Source organism: Polaribacter sp. Hel_I_88 (assembly GCF_000687935.1).
GTDB lineage: Bacteria > Bacteroidota > Bacteroidia > Flavobacteriales > Flavobacteriaceae > Polaribacter.
On the sequence record NZ_JHZZ01000001.1, the window covers coordinates 3,198,750 to 3,219,705 of the forward strand.

18 protein-coding genes are annotated in these 20,956 nt (G+C 31.4%); 3 read left to right on the top strand and 15 right to left on the bottom strand.

Annotated features, from left to right (window positions below):
- Window positions 1–532: 532 nt before the first annotated feature.
- A complete protein-coding gene (locus tag P161_RS18690) occupies window positions 533–3,817 on the bottom strand; it encodes a type ISP restriction/modification enzyme (RefSeq protein ID WP_197026359.1) in 3,285 nt (1,094 codons plus the stop codon).
- Between P161_RS18690 and P161_RS0114145 the strand changes: the two genes are divergently transcribed.
- The gene (locus tag P161_RS0114145) at window positions 3,794–5,362 is read left to right on the top strand and encodes an IS1182 family transposase (RefSeq protein WP_026777580.1); all 1,569 of its coding nucleotides are present in this window, start codon (window positions 3,794–3,796) and stop codon (window positions 5,360–5,362) included. The genes P161_RS18690 and P161_RS0114145 overlap by 24 nt on opposite strands.
- 1,034 nt (window positions 5,363–6,396) lie before the next feature.
- Here the strand turns inward: P161_RS0114145 and P161_RS0114155 are convergent.
- The 8 genes from P161_RS0114155 to P161_RS0114190 form a co-directional block, all read right to left on the bottom strand.
- A complete protein-coding gene (locus P161_RS0114155; protein WP_026777581.1) occupies window positions 6,397–6,756 on the bottom strand; it encodes a type II toxin-antitoxin system HigA family antitoxin in 360 nt (119 codons plus the stop codon).
- A gap of 62 nt (window positions 6,757–6,818) precedes the next feature.
- The gene (gene dsrP / locus P161_RS0114160; protein ID WP_026777582.1) at window positions 6,819–8,042 is read right to left on the bottom strand and encodes a sulfate reduction electron transfer complex DsrMKJOP subunit DsrP; all 1,224 of its coding nucleotides are present in this window, start codon (window positions 8,040–8,042) and stop codon (window positions 6,819–6,821) included.
- Window positions 8,043–8,184: 142 nt separating this feature from the next.
- Window positions 8,185–9,390 (bottom strand): 4Fe-4S dicluster domain-containing protein, encoded by a 1,206-nt coding sequence (locus tag P161_RS0114165; protein WP_026777583.1) that lies wholly within the window; start codon window positions 9,388–9,390, stop codon window positions 8,185–8,187.
- 57 nt (window positions 9,391–9,447) lie between these two features.
- Entirely contained in the window at window positions 9,448–10,080 is a 633-nt protein-coding gene (locus P161_RS0114170; RefSeq protein ID WP_026777584.1) for a cytochrome c3 family protein, read from the bottom strand.
- A complete protein-coding gene (locus P161_RS0114175) occupies window positions 10,073–10,765 on the bottom strand; it encodes a multiheme c-type cytochrome (protein WP_026777585.1) in 693 nt (230 codons plus the stop codon). The genes P161_RS0114170 and P161_RS0114175 overlap by 8 nt, the downstream gene beginning before the upstream one ends.
- Before the next feature lie 2 nt (window positions 10,766–10,767).
- Window positions 10,768–13,092, bottom strand: coding sequence for a molybdopterin-dependent oxidoreductase (locus P161_RS0114180; protein WP_026777586.1), 2,325 nt, complete (start codon window positions 13,090–13,092; stop codon window positions 10,768–10,770).
- A complete protein-coding gene (locus P161_RS0114185) occupies window positions 13,089–13,334 on the bottom strand; it encodes a hypothetical protein (RefSeq protein WP_026777587.1) in 246 nt (81 codons plus the stop codon). Before P161_RS0114185 ends, P161_RS0114180 begins: the two co-directional genes overlap by 4 nt.
- 70 nt (window positions 13,335–13,404) lie before the next feature.
- Window positions 13,405–14,670: an alginate export family protein gene (locus P161_RS0114190; RefSeq protein WP_026777588.1), complete on the bottom strand. Its 1,266-nt coding sequence runs from the start codon at window positions 14,668–14,670 to the stop codon at window positions 13,405–13,407.
- A gap of 181 nt (window positions 14,671–14,851) precedes the next feature.
- Here P161_RS0114190 and P161_RS0114195 point away from each other — a divergent pair, with 181 nt between their 5' ends.
- Window positions 14,852–15,292 (top strand): hypothetical protein, encoded by a 441-nt coding sequence (locus P161_RS0114195; protein ID WP_026777589.1) that lies wholly within the window; start codon window positions 14,852–14,854, stop codon window positions 15,290–15,292.
- Between the two features lie 88 nt (window positions 15,293–15,380).
- Here the strand turns inward: P161_RS0114195 and P161_RS0114200 are convergent, their stop codons facing one another.
- The 4 genes from P161_RS0114200 to P161_RS0114215 all read right to left on the bottom strand — a co-directional run bounded on the left by P161_RS0114200 (window position 15,381) and on the right by P161_RS0114215 (window position 18,707).
- Window positions 15,381–15,746, bottom strand: a complete 366-nt coding sequence (locus tag P161_RS0114200) for a YchJ family protein (RefSeq protein WP_026777590.1) — start codon at window positions 15,744–15,746, stop codon at window positions 15,381–15,383.
- A 4-nt stretch (window positions 15,747–15,750) separates the two neighbouring features.
- Window positions 15,751–17,145, bottom strand: a complete 1,395-nt coding sequence (gene mnmE, locus P161_RS0114205; RefSeq protein ID WP_026777591.1) for a tRNA uridine-5-carboxymethylaminomethyl(34) synthesis GTPase MnmE — start codon at window positions 17,143–17,145, stop codon at window positions 15,751–15,753.
- A gap of 97 nt (window positions 17,146–17,242) precedes the next feature.
- Window positions 17,243–18,148: a mechanosensitive ion channel family protein gene (locus tag P161_RS0114210; RefSeq protein WP_036841523.1), complete on the bottom strand. Its 906-nt coding sequence runs from the start codon at window positions 18,146–18,148 to the stop codon at window positions 17,243–17,245.
- 58 nt (window positions 18,149–18,206) lie between these two features.
- Window positions 18,207–18,707 (bottom strand): Dps family protein, encoded by a 501-nt coding sequence (locus P161_RS0114215; protein WP_026777593.1) that lies wholly within the window; start codon window positions 18,705–18,707, stop codon window positions 18,207–18,209.
- A gap of 280 nt (window positions 18,708–18,987) precedes the next feature.
- Between P161_RS0114215 and P161_RS0114220 the strand changes: the two genes are divergently transcribed.
- The gene (locus P161_RS0114220; RefSeq protein ID WP_026777594.1) at window positions 18,988–19,326 is read left to right on the top strand and encodes a DUF4870 domain-containing protein; all 339 of its coding nucleotides are present in this window, start codon (window positions 18,988–18,990) and stop codon (window positions 19,324–19,326) included.
- Window positions 19,327–19,474: 148 nt separating this feature from the next.
- Here the strand turns inward: P161_RS0114220 and P161_RS0114230 are convergent, their stop codons facing one another.
- On the bottom strand, window positions 19,475–19,909 hold the full coding sequence (locus P161_RS0114230; RefSeq protein ID WP_026777595.1) for a DUF4268 domain-containing protein: 435 nt from the start codon (window positions 19,907–19,909) through the stop codon (window positions 19,475–19,477).
- 374 nt (window positions 19,910–20,283) lie between these two features.
- Complete coding sequence (locus tag P161_RS0114240; RefSeq protein WP_026777597.1) at window positions 20,284–20,865, bottom strand: tRNA-(ms[2]io[6]A)-hydroxylase; 582 nt, start codon at window positions 20,863–20,865, stop codon at window positions 20,284–20,286.
- Window positions 20,866–20,956 lie beyond the last annotated feature (91 nt).

Genomic DNA, 20,956 nt, shown 5'->3' on the forward strand with positions numbered 1-20,956 from the left:
AATCGAAATCACTCGAACTGACATTGCTTTATTTTATTTATTTGTTGGTTTTTTTGCCTAAACTTCTCTAAAAACTGTTGCATTTTAATTCAGTTAGGTTACAATGTGGTTAAGTGTTGTTACATTGTAGTTCAGTTGGGTTGCAATGTGGTTAAATTCTGTTACATTTTAGTTCAGTTGGGTTACTTATTCATAAAGTGGACTTACTTAGTGGTTCGTTTAGGTTACTTAGTCATAAAGTGGACTTACTTAGTGGTTCGTTTAGGTTACTTTGTCATTAAGTGGACTTACTTAGTGGTTCGTTTAAGTTACTTAGTGATAAAACACACTTCCTTATAGGTCGGTTTGGGTGACTTAGTGTTAAAACGCACTTCCTTATAGGTTGGTTTGGGTGACTTAGTGTTAAAACGCACTTACTTATAGGTTGGTTTGGGTTGCTTAGTGTTAAAACACCAATGCTTTTATATATATGTAAGTGGTTTTGCTACAAAATGCAGTTGCTGTTTCGTAAAAATCATTTTATGTTTTGTTTTTACTCAATTTCTATGGCATCAATTTGTTGCATTATCTTGTGTGTTTCTGTGAGCGATACAATAATTTTTGAATAATGAAAAATATCATCATATTCTAAAACCCTGCCTTTTCTATCTTTTAACCATTTTTGTGCTGGTTGATAGCCACCAATATAAAATTCCCAAGCAATTAGTGGCACATTGTCAAAATATTGGGTGTCATTTATCCACACTTTGCCTTTTAATGCTGATGTGTTCTCGATTGTGCTAGCACTAACATGTGGTTCGTAGCCAATATCGGTTTTGGTAATTTTCCTGGTGATGCTATTATCGCCTTCACCTGTATAGTTGGTAATAAAATCGTTTACTTTATCACTTTCTAGCAAATGCAATTGGCGAAGTTCTGAGCCTAATTGTACCAATTGCCAAAAGCGTTCTTTAATTTGCAAGGGGTTTAAACCCCTTGTGATAGGAAAAGGAACTCGTGGAAAATCGATCTTTAAAAACTCTTTGTACTTTTCTCTGTAAGTGGGTGAGTGCAAAACTGCGTAGATATAATCTAACAAATCTAAAGGTGAAAAATACTTGTTATGCTCAACTTGTTTCAGCAGTTCATGGTCTTCTACAAACTCTAAACCAATTTTTTTAGCAATTTTATTAACAATTTTTAGGTTTAAGTTTGGTGTTCTTTTGGTTGATGAATTTTCTGTGGATATTTGATTGGTTTCTTCTGGATATAAATAGAGAGGGAAAACAGTACCTCCTCCTCTTCTGTAAATATTTTGATCTGTTAAATTTTTAGAACTAAAAACAACATTCCAATCATTACCACCAGCTGCTTGTCCTTGTCTGCAAATTATTAAACCTATATTTTCATTTATTAAATGACTTAAAACTTTTGGATTTTGTCTGGCTACAAAATAAGAATTATAAAAAACTTTTCTAAAATCAAAAGGTCTGTATTGGATGCGTTGTATTTGTCCTATTATTTCATCTTTTGAAACATTTGATCTAGTAATATTTGCATCCCATTTATCTTTATCTTTTATTACTAAATTATAATATTTACATACTTCTTCTGTTGTAATATCTTGATTTAAAAAATGCTCTATTTTTGATTTCAATTCTTCAGAATTGAATCCTATTGCTAGATTATCTCTTTTTGTTAATAACCCAAGAGAATTTAACGGAAATAAATCTTTAATAAAAAACCCTTTTTTATAAATATCCTCAACTTCATAATCTTTTTGAACCATAAAGTAATTTGGTGCATTATTGGGTAGTTTTTGATAATCAATCGTTTTTAAAGAATTTTCAATTAAAAAATCATATTTAAAATCTCGTTTTCCAAACAAATCATAATGGAAAACTTGCCCCAATTCATTTGATTTCTTTTTTCCTGTTTTTACAAAGATGTTAATAGAAACTCCCTGTTCAATATCAAAAACATTTATATCTGCACTTCCATCAGGTGCAGTTTCCTTCTTTTTTGCATTTCCATGTAAATCAATCGTGTAAATTTTATCGTATGTTTTTAATAAATTCCAACGCATTCCTCTAAAAGTTGGGTTGTCTAAAAAACCATGAGGGTTTATAAAGGCTAAAACTCCAGCTTCGTTTTTTTCGATATAATGTTGCCCATATCTTAAAAACTTTACATAATCATCATTTATAAATTTAGAATTCTGTTCTTTTAACTTCTCTTTTCCTCCAGGTTCTTTTTTATAATCGTCCATTAAACCCATAATCCAATCGCCTTTATTGGCACTTTCTCCACTATAAGGTGGGTTGCCAATAATACACATTACTGGTGTATCTCTTTTAATATGGTTGGCTTCGTTTGCCTCAGAACTTAACCAATTGGCAAAAAGTGTACCTGTATCTTTATGATATTCCTCTAAAGAATTGGTTAAATAAATTTTGGTTCGTCCAGCACCAACGTCTCCAAAAGTGGGGAGATAGCCAGTTTCTTTTAAGAGTAAATCTATTTGCAAATGTGCCATTGCATAACTTGCCATTAACAACTCGAAACCATTTAAACGAGGCAATAAATCGTTTGCTGCATAGCTGCTCCAAATACCAGATTGCCCTTTAAATTTTTTATGAACGTGTTTTATAACTTCTGCCAAAAAAGTTCCTGTACCAGTTGCAGGGTCTAAGATTTGTACTTTGTGTACTTCTTTATCAACCTCTGTATAGCCACTTTTAAAACGGTTGTCTGCAATATCTGTTTTTACTTTTACAGTGGTTTTGCTGGTATCTGCCAAACCTTGTGATAAATTAAAATCGGTTTTTAAAACATCGTCTACAGCTCTAACAATAAAGTTTACAATTGGGGCAGGTGTGTACCAAACACCTCTTGCTTTGCGCAATTTAGGATCGTATTCTGCTAAAAACGTTTCGTAAAAATGAATGATGGGATCTTCCATCTTTGTGGCTTTTCCGTAGTTTTTTAGAATTTCTTCTACATTACACGCCAAAAATATTTCGGATAGGTTTTCTACAATCCATTTTATACGATCATCGATATCTGGCCCAGCAATATAGCCAAAGAGTTTTCTTAAAAACGGGTTCGATTTTGGAATAAGTTCTGCTGCTTCTTGTCTGCTAAAGGTGTTTAAAGTGGGGTCGTGCAAACGTGCAGCAAACATACCATAAGCAATGGTTTGTGCATATACATCTGCAAAACCTTTGGGAGTAATATCATGAATTAAAATGTCTTTAAACGCCAACATTTGCTCTTTTAAGGTGCTGTTTTCTTGGTTTACAACATCGCTATTTAAGGCTTTTTCTATAACATCGGACAATAAACGAGCTTTACCAGCCATCATTTCTGCCAGTTTTTTAGAGCTTTTTATATTCTGACTAATGTGTGTTGCAAAATCTTTAATAAGGTTGGTAAAGGTGTCAAAGTTTTCTGCAAGGGGCTGAATCCCCTTTTCGGTTATTTCGCCAATGGCAATTTTGGTGATAAATTCGCCATCTTGATAAATATGAAAATCGATATAATCTGTAAAAATAAGATTGGTTAAGGATGCTTTGTATCTATCAAACTGTTCTTTATTGCCAGTTTTCTTTTTGCCTAGTAAATCTTTATCGCCAATATCTTTGGCTTCTATAAACCCAACAGGAATTTCTTTTTTGGTTAAAATATAATCTGGAGCGCCACAAGATTGTCTTTTGGGTTCGTTTGTGGCTCTAATATCTGGCAAAATGGATTCTAGGAGTTGTGTTTGTTGCACAACACTTGTTAAATATACAGAATTTTCGTATCTTATTGGATGCAAGGCACAAAAATATACCAAGAAAAACTGTTCAATAATTTTCAGTTGAGCAGTCGAGTTCCTAAGACCAATTTTTATCGTCGTTTATCTGTAGTTTTAAAGTTAGATTTTTTAAGGAATCAGACGAAATTGTACTATGGTAACTGCGGACAAAAAAGTATTGATCCTATCGTTTTTTTTAAACTCTGTTTAGTCGGGTATTTAGAAAACATCATAAGCGACCGTAAGTTAATCGAGCATTGTAGCATGCGTATGGATATCCTTTATTTTTTAGGCTATGACATAGATGAAGTTCTTCCTTGGCATTCTACAGTAAGTAGAACGCGTCAATTGTATCCAGAATCTGTATTTGAAACTTTATTTACTCATGTTTTTAAAATGTGTTTTGATAAAGGTATGGTTAGCGGACACACCCAAGCCATTGATTCAGCTCCTGTAAAAGCCAATGCTAGTATGGACAGTTTAGAACTTAAAGTACCTGCATCAGATTTAGAATCTCACTTAGCTTCTGTGCGTCAAATTAGCGAGCGAGATAAAGCGGTTTATCGCAAAGCAAAAGAAAACAAAGCAAGTTTAGAACAACAAACTATTACAGCCAACAAAAAACAATTAGATAGTATTACTGCAAGAAATAAGCGCTGGTCAATCACACAAGATCATCGTCCAGGGGCAGGTAATAAAGGCTCTAGATACACGAGTAATAAAACGCATTACAGTCCAACAGACCCTGATGCTCGAATCAGCGTTAAACCAGGAAAAGCTAGAAAATTAAATTACATGAGTCAGCTTAGTGTAGACACGGGACATCATGTTATTTCGGATGTTCAGGCTTACCATGCAGACCATAAAGACAGTCAATGTTTAGAAGATATTAGCGAGCGATTATCAAATCGATTAAACAGCTTTGGTTTAGTTTGGGAGAACTGCGTAGCCGACACTGGATATAGTAGTGGTGAAGTATATGCGTATTTAGAAACAAAAGGATTAAAAAGTTTTATTCCTCCACATGGCACGTACAAAGGAGGGCCAGATAATTTTAAATATTACAGCATCCCAGATTTGTATCTGTGTCCACAAGGCAAGGTTATTCCCTTTAAGAAAGTGTTTTTTGAAAGTAAGAATAACACTAAGAAAAAGGAATACAGAGCTTCGAGTAAAATCTGTATAGACTGCCCATTAAAAGGGAGTTGTTTAGGGAAATCGAAAGAGAAAAAGTTTACAGTTACCTTTTATAGAGATGAATATGAACGCAATAATCAAAGAATAAATAGCCGACAAGGTAGGTATATGAAAGGTAAGCGGCAAAGTACTGTAGAGCCTGTTTTTGGAACACTTACACAGTTTCTAGGACTAAGGAAAATAAATACTATCGGAATCAAACAAGCTAACAAAGTAATGCACCTGTCTGCTATTGCTTATAATTTGAAGAAGTATCTAAAATTTGTCAATAAAAAGGTAAAAAGCGGGGTAAAAACCCCACGATTAACCTTTTTATATAAAAACTTCTTTATACCGGTAATTTACTCGGTTTTAAGACCACTAAAATTTAGATTTATATACTGCTAAAATTAATATTAAAAGCCTAAAATCATGAGTTTTAACATTAATTACTTATAAATTATAGGGTTGTGCAACGATTACAGTTGTTGTAAATCGCCTCTAAAAGTATGTTCGGTTGCGTTACCAAGTGTAAAACGTTGGTTTAAATTGTTGATGTAGTTTTCTAAAGTCATAGCTTAGTTTTATTTCTTAGCAATAAGGCTTAAAAATAGGTTTTTTGAGTTTAGAAATAAGGAAAAGGATTAATTTTTTTTGGGATGAATTCGCGGATATGTTTTTAGACTTTTTGTATCAGAACTTGTTCTCGATACAATTTCGATGAAAAAAATCGAAATCACTCGAACTGACATTGTTGTATCAAGTTTGCTTTTTAAATATGACCACATAGAAACATAGGGCACATAGCTTGTGTGTGTTCTCGATACAATTTCGATGAAAAAATCGAAATCACTCGAACTGACATTTCTTTAGTATCCGTTTTTAGGTATATGCTGTCAGTTCGAGTGAAATTTCTTTTTCAGAAATTTTGTATCGAGAACTTTTAGTGTTTGAATTAAATTTTTAATTGAATTTTTATGAGTGTTCTCGATACAATTTCGATGAAAAAAATCAAAATCACTCGAACTGACATTGTTGTATCAAGTTTGCTTTTTTAAATATGACCACATAGAAACATAGGGCACATAGCTTGTGTGTGTTCTCGATACAATTTCGATGAAAAAATCGAAATCACTCGAACTGACATTGTTGTATCAAGGTTGCTTTTTAAATTTTACCACATAGAAACATAGGGCACATAGCTTGTGTTTAAATGCAATAATTATACTTTGCTAATCTAAAGGACTTTTTAGGAGAAGTCTCACAAATACGAGCACACAAAGTTGAGCAATCGTATGTGATTTATTAGTTGGCTAGTTTCAATTAAAAAATGTTTTAATTTCAGTAATGGTTTAAAAGACAAAACTGTGCTAAATAATTGTTTGTCACTCTAAATTTATTTCGGGGTCTTAGTTTGCAGTGATGATTTATAAATATTTAAATTAAACTCCCAAAACAATAGAAGCATCAATACCTAGTTTGATACTAATTTGTTTAGCTACTTTTAAGGTTGGTTCACTTTTACCATTTAAATATTCGCTAACTCTGGAAGTGCTTACTTCTAAAAGTTCAGATAATTTTTTTTGATTTAAGTTCATTTCTGCCATTCGTAGTTTTATAACATCAACTAAAGAAGGTTTTTGAATAGGGTAGTATTGTTCTTCAAAATCTGACACCAAGTCTGACAAAATATTTAATTCAATATAGCCTTTTGCATCTTGATTTTCAATATTATTTGGGTCTTGTAAAAGTGTTTCCACACGTTCTACAATTGTATTGTATTCTTTTTCTGTTTTAATCATCTTTAATTTTTTTAAAAATAAATAAAATTACTACATAAAAAAGCAAAGTTTTAAGCTTATAACTACTTTTTTTTCTTAAACCTCAATTTTCCTAATTCAATTTCAATAGCTGTTCTTGCTAACATTGTAAATATAAATGCGCCCAAAGCCCAAATACCAATGGTTACACCAATTTCTATACCTGTTGGTGTATATTCTGATATTTTTCCATAAGGTCCAGGAATAAAACCAGGTACAATAAGTCCGAACCCTTTTTCTATCCAAATGGCTACAAAGAGCATAAAACAAGAAGCGTACAAAAACCTATAATTGTTTCTTAACTTATGAAAAGTAAGCATTATTGTAGCAATAACATTTAGAGATATGGCTGTCCAAATCCAAGGTAATAGTGCTGTTTTGCCTTCTAAACCAAAGAATAAATAATACGCACTTTCACTATGATGTGTAGGGAAATAGAATTCTTTAAAGAGTTCAGAAATCAACATTATTAAATTAATTTGAGCAGCAACAGTTACTATAATTGCTATTTTATTGATGGTTTTATCTTTAATTATAAATGCAGTATTAGATCTTATAACTGCTAACACTAAAATGATAAGTGCAGGACCAGCTGCAAAAGCAGATGCTAAAAAACGTGGGCCTAATAAAGCGTTGTTCCAAAAAGGTCTTGCTTGTAAACCTTGGTATAAGAAAGCTGTTACTAAGTGAATACCTACAGCCCAAAAAACTGATAATATAGATCCTGGAATATACACTTTTGGGTTTGATTCTTTACCTTGATAATGCCTAAACAGAATGTAAAAAGGAATGGAAATATTTAAAAATAAATAGCCATTAAGTACAATAACATCCCAAGCAAGCATAGAATCTGGGAAGTTAAAAACACCAAGTCCTGGAATCATGTGCCATAAAACTGATGGGCCTCCCATATCTGCCACTACAAATGCCAAGCACATTATTAAGGCTGCAACAGCCAAACCTTCTCCTATTAAAACAGCTTGTTTAAAATCTACATCTTTTAAAATATACGTAGGCATTACCAACATTACAGCAGCAGCTGCAACTCCCACAAGAAATGTAAAGTTAGAGATGTATAAACCCCAACTTACACGATCGGTCATACCAGTTACACTTAAACCATGCTCTAACTGAATGGAATAACAATACATACCAATTAACATAATGAGCGTTAAAAATCCCATCCATAAATGATATTTTAAAGAGCCTGTTGTAATTACTTTCAGGCTATCTTTTATTAAACTGATCAGTACTTTTGCTATTCTCATTATAATTTTATTTTGGTGAAAATCAATTTTGAAAAATAGCAAAGCTGTAAATTCAAAATTCTTCGTTGCAATAATCCCACTTTTTGGCTAATTTTTTTGGTTGATACTCTTTTGGCTCACTTTTCTTAGCTGTTTTATTTTGTTAATCCATAAAATACCAAAACTTAGGTTCTGTACCTAAATCTTCTTTTAATCTAAATACTTTTTTGTTTTCTAATACCCAACGAATGGTGCTATCTGGATCTAACAAGTTTCCGAAAATTCTTGCACCTGTTGGGCAAGCTTCTACACAAGCAGGATTTTTGCCAGCTCTAGATCTTTGTACACAAAAAGTACATTTTTCCATGACACCTTTTTTACGCATTCTGTTTCCAAGATAGTGCTGATCTTTGTTTATTTCTGCTTCTGGAACTTCTGGTTTGCTCCAATTAAAACGACGACCATCATAAGGACAAGCTGCCATACAATATCTACATCCAATACACCAATCGTAATCAATTACAACCAAACCATCATCTTCTCTCCAAGTTGCTTGAACAGGACAAACATCAACACAAGGAGGATTATCACAATGAAAACACTGTGTACCCATGTAAAAATGCCCTTCTGCAGGAACTTCATGATAATAATTATCATCAGCCTCGTTAAAGTTTAATCCTTTTCCATCTTCCATTTCATGAATTCTGATGTATTGCATTTCAGAATTCCTATCTTGGTTATTTTCTTCTACACATGCAGTTACACAATTCATATACCCTTGGCACTTAGAGATGTTGAAAGCATAGCCAAAAAGCACATCTTCTTCAGCATTTTTAGAGGACATAGTTAGGTTTTTACCCGTTCTTAATTGATAAGAACGCACCAATCTATCTACAGTTTTTTCTTTTTCGGAATCCGTCATTAACTTATAGTTTCCTTTAAACTGTTCTTCCCAGTCTATTTGTGCTTTTTCTTTTGATTCACTAGAAGTTACAGTACTGCAAGAAGTAGCAACTGCACCAGCTCCAATTAATAAACTTGCTGTTAATTTTCTAAAAGCTGTTCTTCGATCCATTTTTACATCAAAAACCTGATCAAAACCATCTTTATGACGTTCATCTCCAATAGCGGCATTTACTGCACCATCAAAAAACTCTTGGTCGCTTATTGGTAATTCTTGTTTTTGTTCATGAGAACCACAACTACCTTCACTATTTCCACAACCACAAGCCGTTTTTTCTTGCACAACTTCTTGTGGCTGAGAATTACAACCACCACCAGAACTACTTCCACAACCACAACCTCCAGAAGATTGCTGTTTGGTAGCGCTATTTAAATTCAACTTAAAATATTTTTCAAATAAGCTCATAGGTATATTTTGTATTAAATAATTGATGTTAACAAAAGTTATACATCAATTAAATTTTTATTTGTTTCTTTCTTTTTCTACTCTAGAATTAAATTGCACAGGCAATCTTGTTTCAAAAGAGGGTTTATGAGGATCGTGACAACTTACACAGGTCATAGAAGCTCTTGGTGGTGCCCAGCCTCCAATACGTTTTCCATGTGCACCACCTTTCCAATCTTCAAATTGCGATGTATGGCATTGGCTACAAAGATTGTAACTTTTGTTAAAATCTATTTTTTCGCCAGTAATACTGTGCAATTCATCCATATTATTAGAGTTGTGGCAGGTTACACAATTCATAGCATTTTTATTTGCATGGGCAATTTTAATATTCCAATGGGCTTTTTTATAATCTTTTCCTTTTATTTTTGATAAAGGTTCTGAATGGCACTCTGTACATTTAAAAGAAGCGATTTGACTTTTGCGATCAGGAATTAAAAAGGTTTTACCATCTTCTGTAATTTCGATTAATTTTACATCGCCAAAATGAGCCTCTGAAGTTGTTTCAATTCCCTTAAAATCTTTTCCTTTGGCTTCAATTTTATCAATTATAGTGTGATATTCATCCTCTTTGTGTTTACAAGAAGATGCTAAAATCACTATTAAAAAGCAACTGATAAATAGCAAATATGTGTAGCTGATTTTATTCATTGATGTTGTTTTTTTTAATGAAAATTCCAATATCTTCTGTTATTTTATTATTTAAAACATGGCATTGTCTGCAGTTTACTCTTTCTGGATGTGTAACTCTAATTTCTTTAGGAGCTGTTGGCCCTGCATGACAAGACAAACAATTTTCTCTTAATTGCAATTGATGAGGTATTGTAGGTGGACTGCCTAACAACGCATTGTTAACTCCAATTTTAGGAACATCAAACTTTGTAGCATTTGTGCCTTTAAATAACGAATTTGTTTCTTTACTTACATGACATTGTTTGCAATTCACAAAGTTTGGATGAGGTGTAATAGGAGTATAGGCATTAAATTTTGCTACAAAACCACCATTTTGATGGCATTTTAAACAGTCTTTGCCACCCATCGTTTTTTTCTCACTTACAGGATGTGGAATGTATGGAGGTGCACCATAAAAAGCTCGATTATCATAATAGGTTTCTAATGTTCTTTGATGGTTTTCATCTACAGGCATATTTGCATAGTCTAAAGAAAACTCTGAACCTTTAAAAATACCAATTTCAGTAGGAATTGGGATTTCCTTTTTACTTTCTATAGGCATGTAAGCTTCTTCTTGTCCTTTATAGTAGCTGTAATTCCAATTTAGAATAAAGCCTATAAAAAGGAGTACGAAAAACGATATGATTCCAAATCTCTTTTTCATAATTAGGCTTTTTCTATTTTAACAGCACATTTTTTATAGTCTGGTTCTTTAGAAATCGGACAAAAAGCATCTATGGTAACATCATTAATCATCATGTTTTCATCAAAGAAGGGTACAAAAACTTGCCCAATGGTTGGCAAACCTCTTTCGTTTATAGAGGCTGGTAATGTGCAAGAACCTCTTCTTGATGTTACTTTTATTTGCTCACCATTCCTAATACCCATTTTTGCAGCATCATCAGGATGTAATTCAACATACGCATTTGGCATAGCTTTGTGTAAAACAGGAATTCTTCTGGTCATAGAACCTGTGTGCCAATGTTCTATAACTCTACCTGTGTTTAGCCAAAAAGGATATGTTGCGTCTGGCATTTCTGGAGCAGGTTCAAAAGGCCTTTGCCAAATAATAGCTTTACCATCAGGTTTTCCATAAAAATCAAACTCTGACCCCTTTTTACAAGCAGGATCGTATTTTTCGTTAAAACGCCATTGTGTAGATTTCCCATCAACATAAGGCCAAATAACACCAGATTCTTTTTTCAAAACCTCTAAAGGTGCCATTTCATGTTTTTTACCTTCATGAAATTGACGGTATTCATTAAAAATTTCTTCTACGTGATTTTCTTTTGTGTATGGAAATAAATCTCCATAACCCATTCTTTTTGCAACTTCTATAAACATCCAAGCATCTGGCGTTGTTTCTCCTGGTCCTTCAACCATTTTTTGCCAATACTGGGTTCTTCTTTCTGAATTTCCATACAAACCTCCTTTTTCTATATGCCAGCTTGCAGGTAAAATAACATCGGCAACATCTGATGTTGGAGTAGGAAACACATCAGAAACCACTACAAAACAAGAATCTTTTTTCATACCTGCTGTATACCGTTTTGTTTTTGGCAAAGAAACTAGTGGGTTTGTTGCTTGCGTCCAAATAAATTTAATGTCTCCACGATCTACAGCTCTAAACATTTCTGTTGCATGATACGTAGGTTTTGATGGAATATTTTCTACAGGAACTTTCCAAATTTTAGCAGCTAATTCTCTGTTTTTAGCATTTGTAACCATACCTTTTGGTAATTTGTGAGTAAACGTACCCACTTCTCTTGCAGTTCCACAAGCAGAAGGTTGCCCTGTTAAAGAAAAAGGTCCATTTCCTGGTTGTGATATTTTTCCTGTTAATAAATGAATATTATAAACCAAGTTATTCATCCAAGTTCCTCTTGTATGTTGGTTCATGCCCATACACCAATAAGAGACTACTTTGTTGTTTGGATTGCCATAAATATTGGCTAAATATTTAATATCTTTTACAGAAACTTTAGAGTATTTAGAAACTTTTTCTGGCGTGTAATCTTCTAAAAAAGTCTTGTAGTCTTCAAAACTAATTTTTTCTGGAATATCTTTAAACTCAAAATTATCTTCTAAACCATATCCAATATTTGTAAGCCCTTTGTTAAAATTACAATGTTTTTCTACAAAAGCCTTATTTACAAAACCATTATTCACAATTTCATAACAGATGGCATTTGCTACAGCTAAATCCGTTTGAGGTTCAAATAAGATAGATCTGTTAGATGCCATACTAGAACGTGTTGTTCTTGTTGCAAAATCTATAATTTTTGCACCTCTATTGTTTTTTTGTTCCAACATTCTAGAAAACAAAACAGGGTGCATTTCTGCCATATTATTACCCCAAGTAACAAAATAATCTGCATGTTCTATATCTTCATAACAACCCATGGGTTCATCTGCGCCAAATGTTGTTAAGAAACCTGTAACTGCACTAGCCATGCATAAACGCGCATTACAATCTAAATTATTTGTACCAATGGCACCTTTCATTAATTTTGAGGCGATATAACCTTCTGGAATTGTAGATTGCCCAGAAGTGTACATGGCAACTGAATCTTTACCATGATTTTCTATGGTCGATTTCATTTTGCTAGCCACTAAGTCTAAAGCTTCGTTGATTGGTGTTTTTACATACCTACCATTCTTTTTTACCAAAGCATGTGTTAACCTATCTTTAGCTTGTATACACATTGTTTGATGATACCCTTTTACGCACAACAACCCTTTATTAACACTACTATTTGGGTCTCCTTTTACAGCAACAGCTTTTCCATTTTCTACACCCACTAAAATTCCACAACCAACGCCACAAAAACGGCAAGGTCCTTTTTTCCAATCTAAATTTCCTTCTGGAATTCCTGCCAATTGTTCACTTGCAAAAATAATACCTGGAAACATTGTTGCTGCAGCAGTCATTGCAGCAGTGGCAGCCATTCTTTTTATAAAAGTTCTTCTACTTGATAAAGGTGCACTCATATTTGGTTGTTTTTTGGTGTATTAAAACCAGAAACCAATGCAAGTAATTTTAAACTTTCAAAGGCTTCTATTTGTTCTTTTATAATATCTTCTTGAATTGTATCTTCTGTTTCTGTAACTACAACAACGATATCTTGATTTTCTGCAGGAATTATTTCGCAATTCTGTAAGCCCGCTAATTGTTTGATCAAAACTTCTTTTTGACCCTTCATGGCGTGCGCTAAATAACTTGTGATTGGCATTTTAAAAATGTTAAATATTTACTAAATTAAAAAAAATAATTATATTTCCAAATAGTGGTATAAGTTTTTCTTATTTAGAATTACTAAATAAAGTTGGCTTTACAATTAATTGCACCCAAGCCCAATTGTTGGTATTGTTATTTGATCTACCACTTTTAATTAGACTCATACTATTAGAAGCAAACATGTGAGAATACCCAATATTCATCGAAACATCTTTTAGTAAATTTTTTGAATATACAAGGTCTAATTCAGTACCTAAATAAGTATCAGCATTGTTTATAAGCGTATTATTAGCAGCAAAATAATGTACTTTAGTTAACAAGGTAGATTTTTCGCCAGTTTTAAAAACAGCTTTTGCATAAAGGTCATTTAAACCAACATTATTTGCATGATTGCCCACATAAAAATAATCCATAAAACCATTAAATTTATGATTGGTACCATATAAAGGGAAGAAAGACTTATTTTTAGAAGAGCCATTTTGGTCAGTTCCACTTAAAACTTCAAACCCTAAACCAAAAACAGTATTATTTGGTTTGTAAATTGCTTCTAAAGCCAAATTATACGCACTTAAATCTTTGGTTGCTGTAGCTTTTCCAGATTGATAATAAGCGTTTCCTTCAAAATTAATGGTATTAATTGGGAATTTGAAAAAAGTTCCAGTTGTTTGTCTATAATTTACGCCATCTACAATGGTATTATTTGCATCAGTAAAGTCTTGAAAACCTGTGTTTAAGAATAAAAAACTCACCAAGCCTTTATTATATGTTTTTTTCAAATAAGCATATTGCATCGATTTATAAGTAAAAGCTCCTTGTAATAAAAAATCCGTGTTTTCATTTCTTTGTGATTCTTGACTAAATGCAAATCCAAAGTCTGCTATAAAATTTTTATTTTTATATTTTAATAAAGCAGCATCATGAAATCTTCCTTGCATAGCCCAATCCAAACCACCAAAAATTCTTTGATTATCATAAGAAATTACCTGTCTCCCTAATTTTACAGCCCAAGTTGGCGCAAACGCATATTGCACCCAACCTTGAAACATTGAGAAGGAATTATTGTTATCTCCGATGGCTAATTGTTTGGTATCTCCCCAAGTACTAACGTCTTGAAAACTCATCAATACAGTTAGTTTTTCTAGTTTATAGTTTACATTTAATCGGGTTCTTTGCGTTACAAATGCAGCAGGATCTGTATTATCTGGAAAAAGGTTTCCAAAGCCATGTCTATATTCAAAACGAGCTCTAACATCTGCATCTACTTGGAATTGAGAAAAAGTGTTTAGTGCAAATAAACAGGCAAAAAGAATCGAAATTTTTTGGAAAGTCATAAGTAGTTATTTGGTTTTTCTATAATTGACATTCAAAAATAGAAGACAGCTAAAAGAAAAACTATGACATTTGTCATAATAAATTTAGTTTTAATTCGTAGATTTATTTTATAGAAATATATGTACTAATTTTATTCAATACATAAAATTTGTAATCATCTAGAAAAGAATATTAAAAAAAATGAATTTAAATACAATAGATAAAGTTTGGAATGAGTTTTCAATCCTAAAAAAAACAGTACTAAAATATAACGAACGTAAACAAGGTGCTCTAACTCAAGCCCATTATGTAATTAATTATACTGATGAATTGGCTACGTATAGTTTTATCGGAATTTTAATAAAATCTGCTGATGGGAAAAACACCAATAAAACATCAATTATTATAGAGTTTGAAAATAGATTGGCTATCGATAATTTTGATTTTAAAGCTAGTAATATTTCATCAGAAGTTGACAACTCGTCATTTGAAATAAAGATTTTAGCTCAAATTAATAACGTTGGTGGTAACAGTATAACTTTAAAAGATAATTTTATAAGATTAGATACTGATGCTATTTTTTCTTCTTTAGACGATTTTTACTTTGTTGTTGATTTGGTTAAAGAATTTAAAAACTACTAGTAAATTAAAGTAATTAGGATTTTTATTTTATTAGAAGACTAAGAATTTATAAAGCTTTTAAAAGAAATAATACTGCTTTTCCACTAACTTATAAAGCCTCTTTATATACCCAATGATTATTTTCTTTTGCAAAAAAAGAATTTTCATGTATTACATTCAAAGAATTATTTTCATAAAAAAAAGCTTTAAACTCAACTGTATTTTCGGTGGATTTTAAAACAGTTAATTTCACCCATTCTACAGATTTTGTCCAAGTTAACATTTCTTTTTTCTCAAGCATGTTAGGTCTTGTTTTAGGATGATGACTTTTTTGCAGATAATCAATATTAGCCAAAACAAAAGCACTATATCTAGAACGCATTAATTGTTCAGCTGAAGTTACAGAGCGAATGTCTAGATGTGCTTTTCTACAACAATCTTTATAAAGTTTAGTAGGATTACAAGGACATTTCATGTTTTTACTTTCCAATACAAAAGTTTCCAAAAATATGCCCAAGAATATCTTTATCAACATCATAATTTCCAGTAATAGCTCCTAAATGTCTTAAACATTCTCGAATATCAATAGAAAATAAATCGGTACCAATTTCTAAATCTATACCTAGCTGAACAGACGAAATAGCCATTAAAGCATTATTTAACGCTTCAAAATGACGAGAATTGGTAACAATGGTTTCATTATTACTCAAAGCACCAATGTTTACTAAAGACGTTAATTCGTTTTTAAGTTCCTCAATGCCTGTTTTATTTTTTGCGGATACTAAAATTAAATTTTCTATTTCCGATTGTAGAATTGAAGAATCATGGCAAGTTAACGTATCAATTTTATTAGCAATTACTAATAGTCGTTTGTTAGGAAAACGTTTTTTTATAATGTCAATTTCTTCTAAAAACTCTTCTTGAGCATAAGAGAATTTGTTAGAATCTATTAAATAAATAATCAACTGCGCATTCTCCGCTTTTTCATAGGCTTTTTTAATTCCAATACTTTCTATAACGTCTATGGTTTCTCTTATTCCTGCAGTATCAATAAATCTAAAAGCAACACCATCAATAATTAAATCGTCTTCAATGGCATCTCTTGTTGTACCTGCAATATCAGAAACAATGGCTTTTTCTTCATTTAAAAGCGCATTTAAAAGTGTAGATTTCCCCACATTTGGTTCGCCAATAATAGCAACAGGAATTCCATTTTTCATGGCATTTCCAAACGCAAAAGAATCTATTAAGCGTTTCAACACAAAAGTTATTTTTAAAACTAATTCTTTAAATTTTGTTCTGTCTGCAAACTCTACATCTTCACCAGAAAAATCGAGTTCAAGTTCTATTAAAGCAGCAAAATCTAATAATTGAGTACGCAATTCTTTTAATTCGTTGGTAATTCCACCACGCATTTGCTGAATTGCCATTTGATGACTTGCAGCAGAATTCGCAGCAATTACATCTGCAACAGCTTCAGCCTGACTCAAATCCATCTTTCCGTTTAAAAAAGCACGCATTGTAAATTCGCCATTATCTGCCATTCTACAACCATTTTGTAAAAATAATTGCAGTATTTCTTGCTGGATAAAGCTAGAACCATGGCAAGAAATTTCCACGACATTTTCGCCTGTATACGAATTTGGATTTTTAAAAACCGATACTAAAACTTCATCTAAAATGATTCCTTTATCAATTATATGCCCTAAATGAATGGTATGTGTTTTTTGCGTTTTTATTGATTTTCCTTTTTTAATCGATTTAAAAAAAGCATCAACAATTGTAATTGAATCTTCTCCAGAAAGACGAATTACTGCAATTGCACCAACTCCAGCTGGTGTTGCCAAAGCTATAATAGTATCATTTTTAATCATGGTACAAAAATACGGAAACATTTTATCAGAAAAATAAAAAGTCCACCACAATTTGTGATGGACTTTTAGATACGTTTAAGAATCAATATTCAAAGAATTAAGCATTTTCAACTTTTTCGTTTTTTGCTTTTTCTTCTTCTTGATTGTTATTTTTGGTAATATTTAGATTGTTATTTGGTACAAATTCTAACGTTCTCATTGGGAAAGGTATGTTGAATCCTTCTTTATCAAAAGCCTTTTTAATTTCTATGATGGCTGTACTTTGGGCTTGCCATCTATGCAAAGCTCTTTCACCATCAATCCAAAATCTACATAAAAAATTTATAGAACTATCACCAAATTCGGTAAAATAAAACTCTACATCTTTTCCAAATTTTTTCTGATCAAATTTAGTACCAATGGTTTCAATGGTTAACTTTTTAACAGCCTCTAAATCTGCTCCATATTCCACACCACATGTTACAGAAATTCGCATTTCTTGTGTTAAGGAATAATTTTTAAATGGACTTTCTAAAATTATTTTGTTAGGAATCACAACCATATTATTGTCAGCTTCCTTTAGCACAAAATAATTTAAATTGATATCGATAACTTCACCTGCATAATCGTTAGTTTCTACCCAATTACCAATATTTAAGTTTTTTCTGAAAGATAAAACAACACCAGAAATTGTGTTGGATAAAGTTCCTTGCAAAGCCAAACCAATTACAATACCAGAAACCCCAGCAGCAGAAACAATGGTTTTTAAAGTATCATCGAATTTTAAAATGGTCATTGCAAAATACAATCCTAATAAAAATATAACACCAGATGCAATTCTAGATACTAAATCTCTAACCGATTTTTGTTTTATTTTGCTACCAATTGTCCTATTTATTAAAGAACTTATGTTTCTAGAAGCAAAGTAAGCAATAACTAAAACTACCAATGCAATTGCAATATTTGGTATGTTTTTTATAAAAACATCTTTCCATAGTTCTAATTTTTCTATTACTTTATCCATTTTTGTATCTGCTATTTTTATTAATTAATTATTTTTTGAAATTCAATATTTGTTAAAACTATTCAACAAATGTAGTGTTTAATTCTTCTTTTGTGTCTTTAGACCAGGCATTTAACATCCAGGTAGATTTTTCTAATTGTCTTATATAAGCACCAATTAAATCTACAGTTCCTTCATCTGAAGCTTTGTTAGCTCTATCAATAACCTTACTTAATTGTTCTAATAAAATTTTATGATCATCAATAATATTTGCTACCATTTCTTTGTCAGAAAGTAAAGGGCTAGATTCTTTGATTCTAGAAACTTCAATATAATCAGATAATTTACTTATGGGGTGGTATTTTAAAGTAATAATTCTTTCTGCAACTTCATCAATTTTTAGGCGTGTATCATTATACATTTCCTCGAATTTTTTATGCAAATCAAAAAAATTCTTGCCTAAAATATTCCAATGAAAATTTCTTAATTTTTGATAATATACATGATAATCTGCCAGTAAAACATTTAATTCAGTAACTACAGGCAACACTTTTTGGTTTTCCATATTTAAATAATCCATATCTGTCATTTTAAGTTCTTAGTATTTTACAAATACAAAATTAGTTGCAAATACGTGTTAAAAGTTGCTCAAATAAGTGAGATGTTAACTCAATCAAATTTTATATTTTTATCAACTTAAAACATAGGAATAATGTTTATTTTACTGTAAATAAGTAGTTTAAATTTGTAGTAGTTTGTAAAAAGTTACTGCTATTTAAAAAATAGTAGTAATTTAGTTGTAACATATTAAAAAATTATACGTCTTATAATTATAAAGAATCAACTTAAAATTAAAAATAATGAAAGAGGACAAGCAACTATTAGTACTTACACATTTAAGCCAATTATTAGATTTTGTAACAGGAATTGGTGGTTTTATTGTGCCTTTAGTTTTGTGGCTTATAAAAAAGGACGAAGTTTATAAAATGGACGAACAAGGGAAAGGAATTATAAACTTCAGAATATCCATGTTTATTTATATTTTAGTTTGTATTCCCTTAATTATTTTATTCGGTTTAGGAATTCTTGGTATTATTGTTATTTCAATTTTCTATTTAATTTTCCCGATTATAAATGCGATAAGAGTTAGTAATAACCAAGAGCCAAATTACCCATTAAGTATTACATTTATTAAATAATTATTTTTTTAGGGCGTTCCCAAGTTGAAAAAACTTGGGCAGGCTTGGAGCCAGTATTGAGCGTAGACGAAATATCTCGCTTTTTTTCTGGAATAGAAAAAAGAGCTCAAACAATTGCTGCAATCCTTAACGCAAAGCAAGTTTATAATCAAATGGCTTGATTAATAAAATCTTCATATTCATAAAAGAAAAGCTCAAACTTTGGCATTGTTTCCATGTAAAACTCATAGCAATCTCTCCAAGTATTTTTATTATAAATACTAAATTTTTTATCAAAAGGAACATAAATTCTATGGATAATTTTACCACTTTCCAATTCATAAGCATCATCAAAAATAACTTCAGGCAATTCAGTTTCTAGCAAAACTTTCAAAGAAATCATTTGATCAAAAAGTAATTCGTTTGCAATTTCTTCTGGATGATCAATATCCAAACAAACCATGGCTTTTTTTCTATCAGCCACAAACTTAAAAGCGAAACCTTTTATTTTGGTATTGTACAACAACCATTTTCTTGGAAACGATTTTCCAAAACTCGTCCAAAATAATTTACGTAATTGTGCAGCTTCTTCTTTGCTAAACATTTAAAAATAATTTAAGGTGTAAAGTTTAAGATTCAATTTTAAAAAACAATAATTGACAGCACAAGATAATTGCAGCAAACCAATAAAAGTATTGAATGTATTTTACAATTTTAGTTTCGTTATCAACCACAAATTTTATAGGTTGCCTATGCAGATTCGCTGGATTATATTTTTTATGAAAACCAATTAACTTGTTAATAATAATAGTAATCACAAACCGATTCCAAAGATAAATTATCAATAGAATAAAAATTACGAAGAAAAGTTTTTTCAAAAAATCCATTTAAAACAATTTAAGGTTCAAAATTCCGAATTCAAGATTTAAAATTCTGAGTAAGAATTTTGAATTTTAAATATTAAATTTTGAATCTATTCTACCCATGAATTTTAGCCACATTTCCTCTTTCTCTCATCATTTCAGCTTCAAAAGCTAAAAGGGCGTTCCATTTTTCATCCACAATTGCTCTATCTTGGTATTGTCTTGCAAACTGTAAAAAAGTTGTGTAATGGCCAGCTTCAGAAATCATTAAATTTTTATAGAATTTTTGCAATTCTTCATCTTCCATATTTTCAGAGAACACTTTAAAACGTTCACAACTTCTTGCTTCAATTAAAGCAGCAATTAGCAAACGTTGCACAAGGGCATTTGTTCTATCTTTTGTTTTTGTAAAAAACTTTTGCAATCGAATTGCATAATCGTTTTTTTGCTCACGTCCTAAAACCATTCCACGTTTTACCATTAATAAATGCACCATTTTAAAATGTTGCATTTCTTCGATAGCAATATTGCTCATTTCTTTTACCAATTCTGTTTCTTCAGAATAATTAATAATGATTGATACTGCATTTGAAGCTGCTTTTTGTTCTAAAAAAGCATGATCTGTAAGTATTTGTTCTAAATTTACTTTGGCAATTTCTGCCCAAGAAGTTTCAGTTTCGAATTGTAAGCCTAACATAGTTTTGTTTTAAAACACAAAAGTAAAGAATATAAAATCTTTTATTGATGTTAGACTAACTATCTTTGGCGAAATTATAGAACACTTAAAA